Source organism: Methylobacterium sp. WL116, assembly GCF_008039455.1.
Classification (GTDB): Bacteria; Pseudomonadota; Alphaproteobacteria; order Rhizobiales; family Beijerinckiaceae; genus Methylobacterium.
The window spans coordinates 1-12,712 of sequence record NZ_VRUV01000087.1 but is presented as its reverse complement, the minus strand read 5'-3'; the positions used below and the strand labels follow the sequence as shown (position 1 = coordinate 12,712).

Below are 12,712 nucleotides of genomic sequence, written 5' to 3'. Positions count from 1 at the left end.
CCCGCCCCCGCCATCTCCCCCCTCGAAGCCGCTGCGCGAGTACCGTATCATCAGCAACAATGCCCGCACGATGCTGGGCACGATCTACCTGCCAGCCGGTCGGCTCATCATCGACGGCAGCGCGGCCGTGAGCGATCAGTCGGCCTACACGGTCATCGTCGTGCAGCTCCTCGACCTTTACGACGGTCCAACACTGTATCTGAACGCCAACTACGACGCGACGAGCGTGCCGGTGCCCAAGGGTGTCGGGCCCGTCAACGGCAAGGTCGTCCTTACACAATAGAACACAGGCCGGCGGAGATCTATCCAACCCGACCGTAGGCCTTTGCCTCGTCGACAGTCGCAAGCGACCTTTCTGATGTTTGCAAGGGATCGAATGCGAACCCTCGATGTGGGTATCACCCGTCAGGGTTCGACCATCAACGAACGCCCCCCCGGCGCCCGGCGAACGAAAACGCCGTCGCACGGATCACCTCGGCGGCCCGCTCGGCGCCGGCGCGGTCGACGTCGAGATGGGTCGTGACCCGGATCTGGCTGCCGATGGCGCGGATGCGGACGTCGTGCGCGAGGCAGGCCTCGGCGAAGTCCGAGGCGGTGACGCCGAGGCCGGCGACGCCGAAGCACACGATGTTCGATTGCCCGGCCGTCGGGTCGAAATGCAGGCCGGGCACGTCGGCGATCGCCGCGTGGATCAGCCGGATATGCGCGTTGTCGGTCTTCAGCTGATCGACGTGGTGGTCGAGCGCGTAGAGGCCGGCGGCCGCGATCACGCCGGATTGGCGCATGGCGCCGCCGAGGCGGTACTTCCAGCGCCACGCCTCGACGACGAAGTCGCGGGAGCCGCACAGCACCGCGCCGACCGGGCAGCCGAGACCCTTGCTGAGGTCGAGCCAGACGCTGTCGAACCCCTCGGCGTAGTCCTTCGCCGGGATGCCGGTGGCGGCTACCGCATTGAGGAGACGGGCGCCGTCGATGTGCGCCTTGAGGCCGTGCGCGCGGGCGATGTCGCGGATCGCCCGCATGTCGGCCAGGTCCCAGACCGAGCCTCCGGAGAAGCTGGTGGTCTGCTCGATGGAGACGAGGGCGCTGCGCGGCGCGGTGCGCGCCGGCGGACGGATCGCTGCCCGGAACGCCTCGGGCGTGTAGACGCCCGCCGACGTCGGGAGCGCCCTCACCGAGACGCCGCCGATCGCGGCCGAGCCGGCGGCTTCCGTGTTGTAGATGTGCGACTGGTCGTCGACCACGATCTCGTCGCCGGCCCGGGTCTGCACCAGGATCGAGACCAGGTTGCACATCGTGCCGGAGGGCATGAACACGCCGTCCTCCTGGCCGAGCAGCGCCGCGACCCGGTCGCAGAGCTCGCGCGTCGTCGGGTCGGAATCCGACTGCTCGTCGCCCACCACCGCGCGCGCCATCGCCTCCCGCATGCCCGGCGTCGGCCGCGTCTGGGTGTCGCTGTAGAGATCGATCGTCACGGGAAGGCTTGCCTCTGGGCGGGGTTGCGGCGCCATAGTGCCATGGCCGCGCAGGATCGCGAAGGCGATGCGCGCCATCTTTCCCTAAAAATGAATTTTGAATACATTTAGGAGAGGCGGCCGCGTTCGGTCGCACGGAGGGCCGAGCAGGTGGCGGTTGGAACGGCGCCCCAGGGTGCACGACAGGGCGCACGCGTCGCGGGGCGGAACGGAGCGGGTCTGGCGCGGCGTCTCGCCGAGGCGTTGCAGGGCGAGGCCCGGTTCGACGCCTTCACACGCGGACGCTACGCGACGGATGCCTCGATCTACCAGATCATGCCGGCCGGCGTGGTGCTGCCGCGGAGCGCGGCCGACATCGCCGCGACCCTGACGATCGCCGCCGAGCACGGGGTGCCCGTGATCATGCGCGGCGGCGGCACCTCGCAGAACGGGCAGCCGATCGGCTCCGGGCTGGTCGTCGACTGTTCCCGTCACTTCAACGGCATCCGCGACTACGACGCCGAGGCCGGCACCGTCACCGTCGAGCCGGGGATGGTGCTGGAGCGCCTGAACACCCGCGTGAAGGCCGACGGCTGGTTCTTCCCGGTCGAGCCCTCGACGGCGACCCGCTGCACCATCGGCGGCATGGCCGGCAACAATTCCTGCGGCGCCCGCTCGCTGCGCTTCGGCAAGATGAGCGACAACGTGCTCGCCATGGAGGCGCTGTTCCACGATGCGGAGGCCTTCGGCTTCGGGCTGACCGGCAACGCGTCCGACGGCGTCACCGGCTCGGCCCGCGCGGAAGACCTCGCGCGCAAGATGATCGCGCTTGCCGAATCGGAGCGCCAGGAAATTCGAGACAAATACCCGAAGGTCCAGCGCCGGGTCGGCGGCTACAACCTCGATGCGCTGATCGAGGCGCGGCCGAACCTCGCCCACCTGCTGGTCGGCTCCGAGGGCACCCTGGCGGCGACCACCTCGGTGACGCTGAAGCTCTCGCGGCTGCCGGCGCACCGGGTGATGGGGGTGTGCCACTTCCCGTCGTTCCGCGCCGCGATGGAGACCACGCGGCACATCGTCGACCTCGACCCCGTGGCGGTGGAGCTCGTCGACAACAACGTGCTGGTGCTCGGCGCCGACATCCCGCTGTTTCGCGCGACGCTCGCCGACATCACCCGCGGCACGCCGAACTGCCTTCTGCTCGCGGAGTTCGCCGGCGAGAATCTCGCTGGGCTGAAGCGCGACCTGAAGCGCCTCGACGCCTGCATGGCCGACCACGGCTTCCCCGACGCGGTGGTCGAGATCCACGAGCCGTCGCGCCAGAAGTCCGTATGGGAGGTGCGCGAGGCCTGCCTCAACATCATGATGTCGATGAAGGGCGACGCGAAGCCGGTCTCGTTCATCGAGGATTGCGCGGTGCCGCTCGAGCACCTCGCCGACTACACCGACGCCGTCACCGACGTGTTCACCAAGCACGGCACGCGGGGCACCTGGTACGCCCACGCCTCGGTCGGCTGCCTGCACGTCCGCCCGATCCTCGACATGAAGCTGGGCGGCGACGTCGCCAAGATGCGCGCCATCGCGGAGGAGACCTCCGAGCTGGTGCGCCGCTACAAGGGCTCGTATTCCGGCGAGCACGGCGACGGCATCTCGCGCTCGGAATACATCGCGCCCCTGTTCGGGCCGCGCCTCGCCCGCGCCTTCGATGCGGTCAAGGACGCGTTCGACCCGGAGAACCGCCTGAACCCGGGCAAGATCGTGCGCCCGCTCAGGATGGACGACCGCACGCTGATGCGGTTCGCGCCGGACTACCGGGTGAGCGAGCCGCAGGCGACGGCGCTCGACTGGCCCGAGGCCGGCGGCTTCGGCGGCACCGTCGAGATGTGCAACAACAACGGCACCTGCCGGAAGCTCGCCGGCGGGGCGATGTGCCCGTCCTACCGCGTCACGCGCGAGGAGCAGCACCTGACCCGCGGACGGGCGAACTCCCTGCGGCTGGCGATCTCGGGCCAGCTCGGCAAGGACGCGTTCACGTCGCCCGAGATGAAGCGCACGATGGACCTCTGCGTCTCGTGCAAGGCCTGCCGCCGCGAATGTCCGACCGGCGTCGACATGGCGCGGATGAAGGTCGAGTTCCTGCACCACTACCACGCCCGCCACGGCCTGCCGCTGAAGGACCGGCTGATCGGCGCGATGCCGCACTACGCCGGCATCGCCGCCCGGCTCGCGCCGCTGCTCAACCTGCGCGACCGGGTGCCGGCGCTGGCGCGGATCTCCGAGCAGGTCGCCGGCCTCTCCGCCCGGCGCTCGCTGCCGCGCTGGCGCAGGCCCTGGAATGAGACCGGCGAGCCGGCCCATCCGCAGGACGTGGTGGGCGAGCACCGCGACGTGATCCTGTTCGGCGACACCTTCAACCGCGCCTTCGAGCGCGAGAACCTGGAGGCGGCCGAGCGGGTGCTCGTCGCCGCCGGCTATCGGCTGCACCGCGTCTTTCCCGCCAAGGGCAAACGCCCGCTCTGCTGCGGGCGGACGTGGCTCGCCTCGGGCCAGACCGACCGGGCGCGGGCCGAGGCGCGACGGACGCTGGACGCGCTCCTGCCCTTCGTCAGGGCCGGCGCCCGCGTCGTCGGCCTCGAACCGTCCTGCCTGCTCACCTTCCGCGACGAGTTCGTCGCCCTGCTGCCCGGGCCGGACGCGAACCTGCTGGCCAAGCAGAGCCTGCTGATTGAGGAGCTGCTCGCCGCCGACCTCAAGGCCGGCCTGATCGCGCCGGACTTCGCCGACCAGGGCGGCCGCGTCGCGCATCTGCACGGCCATTGCCACCAGAAGTCCTTCGGCGCGATGGGCGCGGTCGAGAGCGTGCTGCGCAGCGTGCCCGGGCTCGACGTGCGCCCGATCGAATCGAGCTGCTGCGGCATGGCCGGCGCCTTCGGCTACGGCGCCGAGACCGTCGACACCTCGCTGGCGATGGCCGAGCTGTCGCTGTTTCCGGCCTTGCGCAAGGCCGGCCCCGGCGATCTCGTGGTCGCGGACGGCACCAGCTGCCGCCACCAGATCCACGACGGGCTCGGGTTGGAGGCAGAACATGTGATCAGGATCCTGGACCGAGCCCTGATGCCTCGACACTGATTTCGGAGGCGCCTAAACAGGGGCGCCTCCTGCTCGCCCGCGATTGCATCGAACGCATGAACAAGATCGATCCCGGCCTTGGCATCAATCGACGTTATCTTCACGACGAGGTGGCGGACCGGATCCGGGCGCTGATTCAATCCGGGGAGATGGAGCCCAAGGCGCGCGTCAACGAGGGCGAGCTCACCGAACGCTTCGGCATCTCGCGCACGCCGCTTCGCGAGGCGATCAAGATCCTGGCCACCGAAGGCCACCTCGAGCTGCTGCCCAATCGCGGGGCGCGGGTCGCCAGCATCTCCCAGGTGGAGATCGAGGAGATGATGGAGGTCATCGCCGGCCTCGAGGCGACGGCCGCCGACCTCGCCTGCCGCACCGTCACCGAGGACGAGATCGCCGCGATCCAGGCGGATCACGACGCGATGGTCGGGATGTGGAAGGCCTCCGACGAGGCCGGCTACTTCCGCCTCAACCGCCAGATCCACGAGGCGATCATGGCCGCGAGCCGCAACGCGACGCTGGCGGGGATCTATCGCAGCCTGTCGGGCCGCATCCAGCGCTCGCGCTACTCCGCGCACCAGACGCCCGAGCAGTGGACCCGGGCGATCGAGGAGCACGACCGCATGGTGCAGCTTCTGCGGGCCCGCGACGGCACCGCGCTCTCCCAGCTGATGCGCGAGCACATCCGCGGCAAGAAGCCGGTGATCGCCGCCAATTTCGGCGAGGCCTCCGCCGACCTGCCGGCGGACGCCGCCGACTGAGGCTTTAGTCGGCGTCCGTCATCTCGAACCAGAACGAGGCGCCCGGCAGGCCGGTGTCGTTCGGGTAGTGGAACGGGATGTCCGGGCCGCCGGCGCGCGCCGCGAACACCCGTTTCACCCGCTCGCCGAAGCCGGCATCCTGGCAGAGATAGGTGATCGGCGCCGTGACCTTGAACGGCGGCCGTCCGCACATCAGCATCGCGGCGAGCAGATATTGCTCGTTGTAGAGCCGGTAGTTCCAGGCGGTTGGGTAGTCGTCGGGGATGAAGATGTCGTGGATGTGCACGATCACGCCCGGGACCAGCCGCGGCAGGATCTCGAAGAAGAACACCACCACGTCGGAGTTGGCGAAGGCCCGGTGCGACCCGTCGAAGAACAGCACGTCGCCGGCCTGCAGCGCGTCGAAGACCGCGAGGTCGCAGACCTCGAGCGGCTGGCGGATCACCCGGTCGCAGATCTGGTCGATGTGCCGGCGCGGGTTGGGATCGATCGAGGTCATCCGCGTCGGCAGCGACAGGGCCTCGACGGCGTAGCGGGCGAAGCAGGTCGAGGTGCCCGAACCGATCTCGACGTAGCGCGCCGGCCGTTTCCAGGCGAGGAAGGTGACGAGGGCCGCCGCATCGAGCGCCGTGAACCAGGTGTTGTTCCAGCACGGCGCGGTCGGGTTGGCGATGTCGGGCGCGTGGGCGACCCCTTGGATCAGCGCCGCGTGGTCCTCCAGCGCCGACACGAAGCGCTCGTAATCCGGGCGGCCCTGGTCGAGCACCGTTCGCAGGCGGCTGTGCGGAAGGGTCTGCGGCTGCCAGCGTGCCTGCGGGGCGACCGGATAGTAATCGTGGACGGTGTGGCTCCACCGGAACGGATCGGTGCTCGCCCGGAAGATGTCGAGACCCGCCTTCCGGCCCGCGGTCTTCACCAAGTGCTTGAGCATCGACGACTCCGACCCGCACGCCCCAGGACGAAGGATCGTACCATCAAAAACAATCTGTGGTTGAGTTGTTCTGCGTAGACGCCCGCTCCGATCGCAATCGCGGTAAATGCAATTCCCGCTGCCCGCCCGAGCCAAATGGTTCCGTCCGGTCGGTGGCTCAGGCGGCGTTGCCGAGGGAGCGCAGGCCGGCGACCAAGTCTGAGAAGCGGTCGCCCTGCACCACCACGTGCGTCCGCAGCCGTTCGGCGGCCGCCGCGTCGTCGCCGCCGACGATCGCCGCGACGATGCTGTCATGCTCCGCCAGCGACTGACCGAGCCGATGCCGCGTCCGAAGCTGCAGGCGGCGATAGGGCGCGAGCCGCCGGCTAAGCAGGCGCGCCTGCTCGGCGAGGAAGGCGTTGCCGCAGGCGCCGTAGACCACCGCGTGGAAGACGTGGTTCTCCGCGTAGTAGCCTTCGGTGTCGCCGGCCGCGGCGGCGGTCTCGCAGGCCGCGAGCGCCGCCTGCAGCGCAGCCTCGTGGTCCGGCGTCAGGCGCCGGGCCGCGAAGCGGCCGCAGGCCGCCTCCAGCTCGGCCATGGTCTCGAACATCGCCAGCAGGAGCTGCGGCTCCGGCGCGCTGACGATGGTGCCCTTGCGCGGCTTGGTCTCGACGAGCCCGGTGACCGCCAGTTGCAGCAGCGCCTCGCGGATCGGCGTCCGGGACACCCCGAACCGCTCGGCGAGAACCACCTCGTCGAGGCGCGCGCCGACGGCCAAGCGGCCGGCCACGATCTCGTCCTCGATGGTCTGCCGCAGGCGCTGTGCCTGGCTCATCGCCGAACCCCTCCCGGGCGCAACGTTTTCTCTCCGCTCATTATGCAGGGGCGTTGACAAAATATACAAGAGCCCCTTCAATGTATACCAAGCGTTGCATCCCGTATATTGTGCGGCGCAAAACAATACAGTCGCGATTGTGCGACGCGGGAGAAACATCATGATGCCGACCCGACGCGCCCTCCTCGCCGGCGGCCTCGCCGCGCCGGCCCTGCTGCGCTTCGGCCTCGGCGCGGCCCAGGCCGCGACCGTGCTGAAGCTCTCGCATCAGTTCCCGGGCGGCACCATTGACGAAGGCGACTTCCGCGACCGCATGTGCCGGAAGCTCGCGAAGGCCGTCGGCGAGCGCTCAAAGGGCGCGCTGGAGGTGCAGGTCTATCCCGGCTCGTCGCTGATGAAGACCAACGCCCAGTTCGGCGCGATGCGCAAAGGCGCGCTCGACATGTCGCTCTACCCGTCGCCCTACGCCGGCGGCGAGATCCCCGAGCTGAACATCGGTCTGATGCCGGGGCTGGTGACCTCCTACGCGCAGGGCGTCGCCTGGAAGGCGGCGCCGGTCGGCCGCAAGCTCACCGAGATCCTCGACGCCAAGGGCATCATCCTCGTCTCCTGGGTCTGGCAGGCGGGCGGCGTCGCCAGCCGCGAGCGCCCGCTCTACGCGCCGGCCGACGCCAAGGGCCTCAAGGTCCGCGGCGGCTCGCGCGAGATGGACCTGATGATGAAGCAGGCGGGGGCGGCCACCCTCTCGATCCCGTCGAGCGAATCCTACGCCGCGATGCAGACCGGCGCGTGCGACGCGGTCATCACCTCCTCCACCAGCCTGATCTCGTTCCGCCTCGAGGAGCTGTCGAAGGCGCTCACCTCCGGCCGCGAGCGCTCGTACTGGTTCATGCTCGAGCCGATCATGATGTCGAAGTCGATCTTCAGCGGCCTGCCGAAGGACCAGCAGGACCTGATCATGACCGTCGGCGCCGAGCTCGAATCCTTCGGCCAGGACGGCGCCAAGGCCGACGACACCCATGTCGAGCAGGTCTTCGCGAAGGCCGGCGCCAAGGTGCAGAACCTCGACGAGAAGACCATGGGGCAGTGGCGCGACATCGCCCGCGACACGGCGTGGAAGGACTACGCCTCCAAGAACGCGCAGTGCGCCGAGCTCCTGAAGCTCGCGGAGCAGGTCGCATGAGCGCGATGCAAGCGCAGTCCTGGCCATCCGGCCAACGGCCGGCAAGCGCGAATGCGCGCCGCGGCCGGTGCCGCGGAACGCTCCCGAGGCGTCGGCATCGGGAGCACACACGATGAGCCACGCCTTCGACGCGGCCTCGGCCGCCTCCGAGACGAAGGCGGTCGCCGAGCCCCGGATCCCCGGCGCGCTCGGCGTCATGGATCGCGCGATGAAGCGCCTGAACGGGGTGATCATGGTGCTCGGCGGGCTGGCGCTCGTCGGCGCCTGCCTCGTGCTGAGCTACAGCGTGGTGATCCGCTACGTCCTGCACGAGCCGACCGACTGGCAGGACGAGATGGCCGTGTTCCTGATCGTCGGCGCGACCTTCTTCTCGGCCGCCGCGGTCCAGGCCAAGCGCGGCCACGTGGCGATCGAGGCGCTGACCGGGTTCCTGTCGCCCAAGGTCAACCGCGCCCGCCTGCTCATGGCTGACGTGATCAGCTTCGTCTTCGTGGTGTTCTTCGCCTGGAAGAGCTGGACGCTGTTCCACGAGGCCTGGGTCGACGGCCAGGTCTCGCAATCGAGCTGGGGCCCGCCGCTCGCCATCCCCTACGCGCTGATGGCCGTCGGCATGAGCCTGCTCGGCATCCAGTTCGCCGTGCAGATCGTCCAGGCCCTGACCTACGGCCCGAACTCCGCCGGCTGGGTCGCGCCGAAGATCGGCGTCGGCGCCGACCTGAACAAGGACATGCACGAGCGGCCCGACGCGACGCCGCGCGGCACCGACCCGATGGGCGACACCGTCGACACCGCGAGGATCACCCGATGAGCACCGCCGCGATCGGCTTCCTCTATGCCGGAGCCACCCTCTCGGCGATGCTGGCCGGCATCCCCATCGCCTTCGCGCTCGGCTTCGTCGCGCTGGCGTTCATGTTCTTCTTCATGCCGTCGGCCTCGCTCGATACCGTGGCGCAGAACGTCTACGAGGAGATGGCCTCGATCACCCTGCTCTCGATCCCGCTCTTCATCCTGAAGGGCGCCGCGATCGGGCGCTCGAAGGCGGGGCAGGACCTGTACTCGGCGATGCATGCCTGGATGCACCGCATCCCCGGGGGGCTCGGCATCGCCAACGTCTTCGCCTGCGCGCTGTTCGCCGCCATGGCGGGGTCCTCGCCCGCGACCTGCTCGGCGATCGGCTCGGCCGGCATCCCCGAGATGCGCAAGCGCGGCTACTCGCCGGGCTTCGCCGCCGGCATCATCGCGGCCGGCGGCACGCTCGGCATCCTGCTGCCGCCGTCGATCACCATGATCCTCTACGCGGTGGCCGCCGAGCAGTCGCTCGGGCGCCTGTTCCTGGCCGGCATCGGGCCGGGGCTGCTGCTGGTCGGGCTGTTCGCGGCGTGGGCGATGTTCCGCTTCCGCGCCGAGTACGCCACCGCGAAGGCCGCCTACGAGCGGGGCGGCGTCCAGTCGCCGATCCTCGCCGAGGACACCTACAGCATGCGCCAGCGGTTCGAGACGCTGCCGCGGGTGCTGCCCTTCGTCGTGCTGCTCACCGGCGTGATGGTCGCGCTCTACGGCGGCTACGCGACGCCCTCCGAGACCGCGGGCCTCGGCGGCCTCCTGGCGCTCGGCCTGATCGCGGCGATCTACGGCGTCTGGCGCCCGCGGGACGTCAGCCCGATCCTCACCGCGACCCTGCGCGAATCGACCATGCTGATGCTGATCATCGGCATGTCGCTGCTCTACGCCTACGTGATGAGCTACCTGCACATCTCGCAGTCGGCCGCCGCCGCGATCGTGGCGATGCAGCTCTCGCCCTGGGTGCTGCTGGTCACGATCCTCGGGCTGGTGATCGGGCTCGGCTTCTTCCTGCCGCCAGTCTCGATCATCCTGATGACGGCGCCGATCATCCTGCCGCCGCTGAAGGCCGCGGGCTTCGACCTCGTCTGGTTCGGCGTGGTGATGACGATCACCATGGAGATGGGCCTGATCCACCCGCCGGTGGGGCTCAACATCTTCGTCATCAAGAACATCGCCCCCGACATCCCGCTCTCGGACATCATCTGGGGCACGCTCCCCTTCGTGGTGCTGATGGCGGTCGCGATCCTGATCCTGTGCCTCGTGCCGGGCATCGCCCTGTGGCTGCCGGACCTGCTGCTGCCGTCGACGCGGTAGCGCGGCCCTTCTCCCCTCTCCCCGCACGCGGGGAGAGGCCCGAAGGCACCTCGTCGTGCCTGCGGGAAGCGGAGGCGAAGCCGTAGCGAGGGTGAGGGGGTGGGGACGAACGAAGCTCCTTCGTCGAAGCCCCCTCACCTTCGGCTGCCGCCTCGCCGCGCCGACGACGAGGTCGTTGCGGCCCTCTCCCCGCAGGCGGAGCGAGGGGATGCGTGGCGAACGGGCGACCCAATGCGGATCGAGCGAGGTTCTGATCGCCCGTGCGGGAAAGCGGATCAGCGCCCCTGCCAGTCCGGCGTGCGCTTGGCGAGGAACGCCTCCATGCCCTCGCGAAAGTCGCGGCTCATGTAGCAGCTGAGGATCAGGTCGTCGCCGGGCTGCGGCTCGCCCTCGGGGGCGGCGGCCTCCTCGGCGAGCCGCCGCAGGCCTTCCTTGGTGGCCTGCATCGTCAGCGGGGCGTGGCCGGTCAGGAGCGTCGCCAGCTCCGTCGCGCGCGCGGCCAGGGCGGCGGCATCGGTGGGATCGAAGGTCAGGGCGCCCTCCCCTGCGACCTCCGGCGTCGCGGAGCGGTCCGAGCACACCACCGGGCAGCCGAGCGCCTGCGCCTCCAGCACCGGCAGGCAGAAGCCTTCCGCGAAGGACGGAACGCAGAGGCACAGCGCGCCGCGGTAGAGCGCGGCGAGCCTCTGGTCGTCGATGCGCGACAGGCGGACCACGCGGGAAGCCGCCCCGAGCCGCCGGAGCGTCCCGGCGACGGCGTCGGCGGGGTCCTCGCCGACATGGACGACGGCGAGATCGGGATGGGCGTGCGCGATCGAGGCCACCGCTTCGGCGAGCAGGCCGAAGTTCTTGTTGTGCGTGGCGTTCCCGACGGCGAGCACGTAGGGGCCGGCGACCTCCGCGGGCGCCCCGACGGCGAGGGCCGCAGGGTCGAGCACGGAAGCCGAGGGGATCACGCGGACGCGCCCGCGGACGGCAGGGTAATGCTGCTCCAGGTCGCGCCGCGTCGCGTCCGAGACGGCGACGACGGCGTGGTTGCGCGCCAGCATCAGCCGGAAGACCCAGTCGGTGATGAGCGCCTCGCGCGGGCCGGTGCTCTGAGGGATCGTGCGGAAGTACAGGTCGTGGACGACGACGATGCGCGCCCGTCCGCCGGCGCCCGCGCCGTAGGGGTCGATGTTCAGCACCACGTCGATGGCGTGCCGCCGGCAGCAGGCCGGAACGGTGACGAGCTGGGCCAGCACGTCGAGGACCACGATGCGTGGGCGGCGCACCGTCACGACCGCGACGGCGTCGCGCCACGCCGCGGGGAGCTCGGCCCGGGTCCAGGGCGAGCGCAGCACCACGGCGACGTCGGGCCGCCGGACGAGCTCGCCGATCAGCGCGAAGGCGACGCGGGCGACGCCGGACGGCTTGCCGCCGAACTGGCTCGGCATGTTGAGCAGGATGCGCTTCATCGACTGGCAATAACCCCGGACTAGGGTCGATCTAGCACCGTCAGATTGATCAGATGCGTATTCTCCACCTCTCATCGCTGTATCAGCCCGAACAGGTCGGGGGGGCGGAGCTGATGGTGGAGACCCTCGTGCGGATGCAGGCGGGTCTCGGGGCGCAGGTCGGCGTCGCCTGCCTGTCGCGCCGGGCGGAGCCGCCCGACCGGTCGGGCGCGGCGACGATCTACCGCCTCGGCCACGGCACCCCGTTCTACGTCCTCGACTGGGCCGAGCACGGGCGGCTCGACCGCCTGCGCTACAAGCTCGCCGCGCAGTGGGACGGGCGCACGCTCGCCGCGATGGAGGCCGCGGTGCGGGATTTTTCGCCCGACGTGGTGAACACGCACTCGATGTCGGAGCTGACGCCGCGGATCTGGCCGATGCTGCGCCTGCTCGGGGTGCCGGTCGTCCACACGCTGCACGACTTCACGAGCCTGTGCAGCAACGGCGCGATGGTGCGGCACGGCCGCGCCTGCGAGCGGCAGCACGCCAAGTGCCGCGCCTACGCGCTCCTGCACCGGCTCTGCCAGCGGCCGGTCGACGCCGTGGTCGGCGTCGGCAGCGACATCCTCGCCCGCCACCTCGCGGCCGGGTTCTTCCGCGACGTGCCGGCCGCGTTGCGGCAGGTGATCTGGAACCCGATCGAGGCGGGGCCGCCGCCGGCGCCGCGCGCCCTCCCCTCGGGCGGGGTCACGTTCGGCTACATCGGCCGGATCGAGCCGTCGAAGGGCGTCGACACCCTGATCGAGGCCTGCCGCCGCCTGCCCGGCACCGGCTGGCGGCTGCGCGTCGC

The 12,712-nt window shown here is 70.2% G+C and carries 10 protein-coding genes and 2 pseudogenes; 8 read left to right on the top strand and 4 right to left on the bottom strand.

Features of this window, described 5'->3' with window-relative positions; translation table 11 throughout:
• Nucleotides 1-283: pseudogene (locus tag FV223_RS09475) on the top strand (hypothetical protein); the annotation flags it as partial.
• Between the two features lie 136 nt (nucleotides 284-419).
• Here the strand turns inward: FV223_RS09475 and FV223_RS09470 are convergent.
• Entirely contained in the window at nucleotides 420-1,511 is a 1,092-nt protein-coding gene (locus FV223_RS09470; protein WP_147726692.1) for a threonine aldolase family protein, read from the bottom strand.
• 114 nt (nucleotides 1,512-1,625) lie between these two features.
• On the opposite strand from FV223_RS09470, the gene FV223_RS09465 reads away from it, so the two are divergent.
• Complete coding sequence (locus FV223_RS09465; RefSeq protein ID WP_147726691.1) at nucleotides 1,626-4,583, top strand: FAD-binding and (Fe-S)-binding domain-containing protein; 2,958 nt, start codon at nucleotides 1,626-1,628, stop codon at nucleotides 4,581-4,583.
• A gap of 56 nt (nucleotides 4,584-4,639) precedes the next feature.
• A complete protein-coding gene (locus FV223_RS09460; RefSeq protein ID WP_147726689.1) occupies nucleotides 4,640-5,341 on the top strand; it encodes a GntR family transcriptional regulator in 702 nt (233 codons plus the stop codon).
• Between the two features lie 4 nt (nucleotides 5,342-5,345).
• On the opposite strand, the gene FV223_RS09455 is transcribed toward FV223_RS09460, so the two are convergent.
• A complete protein-coding gene (locus FV223_RS09455; RefSeq protein WP_147726687.1) occupies nucleotides 5,346-6,272 on the bottom strand; it encodes a class I SAM-dependent methyltransferase in 927 nt (308 codons plus the stop codon).
• Nucleotides 6,273-6,429: 157 nt separating this feature from the next.
• On the bottom strand, nucleotides 6,430-7,086 hold the full coding sequence (locus tag FV223_RS09450; RefSeq protein WP_147726685.1) for a GntR family transcriptional regulator: 657 nt from the start codon (nucleotides 7,084-7,086) through the stop codon (nucleotides 6,430-6,432).
• Nucleotides 7,087-7,246: 160 nt separating this feature from the next.
• On the opposite strand from FV223_RS09450, the gene dctP reads away from it, so the two are divergent.
• The 4 genes and pseudogenes from dctP to FV223_RS31690 all read left to right on the top strand — a co-directional run.
• Nucleotides 7,247-8,269 carry a TRAP transporter substrate-binding protein DctP gene (dctP, locus tag FV223_RS09445; protein ID WP_147726682.1) on the top strand — a complete coding sequence of 341 codons (1,023 nt, stop codon included), beginning with the start codon at nucleotides 7,247-7,249 and terminating at the stop codon, nucleotides 8,267-8,269.
• Between the two features lie 112 nt (nucleotides 8,270-8,381).
• The gene (locus FV223_RS09440; protein ID WP_147726681.1) at nucleotides 8,382-9,077 is read left to right on the top strand and encodes a TRAP transporter small permease; all 696 of its coding nucleotides are present in this window, start codon (nucleotides 8,382-8,384) and stop codon (nucleotides 9,075-9,077) included.
• Nucleotides 9,074-10,426: a TRAP transporter large permease gene (locus FV223_RS09435; protein ID WP_147726679.1), complete on the top strand. Its 1,353-nt coding sequence runs from the start codon at nucleotides 9,074-9,076 to the stop codon at nucleotides 10,424-10,426. The genes FV223_RS09440 and FV223_RS09435 overlap by 4 nt, the downstream gene beginning before the upstream one ends.
• A 7-nt stretch (nucleotides 10,427-10,433) precedes the next feature.
• A pseudogene (locus FV223_RS31690) lies at nucleotides 10,434-10,639 on the top strand (hypothetical protein); the annotation flags it as partial.
• 62 nt (nucleotides 10,640-10,701) lie between these two features.
• Here FV223_RS31690 and FV223_RS32560 read toward each other — a convergent pair.
• Nucleotides 10,702-11,862: a glycosyltransferase gene (locus tag FV223_RS32560; RefSeq protein WP_348644788.1), complete on the bottom strand. Its 1,161-nt coding sequence runs from the start codon at nucleotides 11,860-11,862 to the stop codon at nucleotides 10,702-10,704.
• Between the two features lie 74 nt (nucleotides 11,863-11,936).
• Here FV223_RS32560 and FV223_RS09425 point away from each other — a divergent pair.
• On the top strand, nucleotides 11,937-12,712 hold a 776-nt coding region (locus tag FV223_RS09425; RefSeq protein ID WP_147726675.1), incomplete at its 3' end, for a glycosyltransferase.

Coding starts and splice junctions, on each gene's coding strand:
- FV223_RS09440 (WP_147726681.1), top strand. CDS start 8,382: ATGAGCCACGCCTTCGACGCGGCCTCGGCCGCCTCCGAGACGAAGGCG.
- FV223_RS09470 (WP_147726692.1), bottom strand. CDS start 1,511: ATGGCGCCGCAACCCCGCCCAGAGGCAAGCCTTCCCGTGACGATCGAT.
- FV223_RS09460 (WP_147726689.1), top strand. CDS start 4,640: ATGAACAAGATCGATCCCGGCCTTGGCATCAATCGACGTTATCTTCAC.
- FV223_RS09455 (WP_147726687.1), bottom strand. CDS start 6,272: ATGCTCAAGCACTTGGTGAAGACCGCGGGCCGGAAGGCGGGTCTCGAC.
- FV223_RS09450 (WP_147726685.1), bottom strand. CDS start 7,086: ATGAGCCAGGCACAGCGCCTGCGGCAGACCATCGAGGACGAGATCGTG.
- FV223_RS32560 (WP_348644788.1), bottom strand. CDS start 11,862: ATGCCGAGCCAGTTCGGCGGCAAGCCGTCCGGCGTCGCCCGCGTCGCC.
- dctP (WP_147726682.1), top strand. CDS start 7,247: ATGATGCCGACCCGACGCGCCCTCCTCGCCGGCGGCCTCGCCGCGCCG.
- FV223_RS09435 (WP_147726679.1), top strand. CDS start 9,074: ATGAGCACCGCCGCGATCGGCTTCCTCTATGCCGGAGCCACCCTCTCG.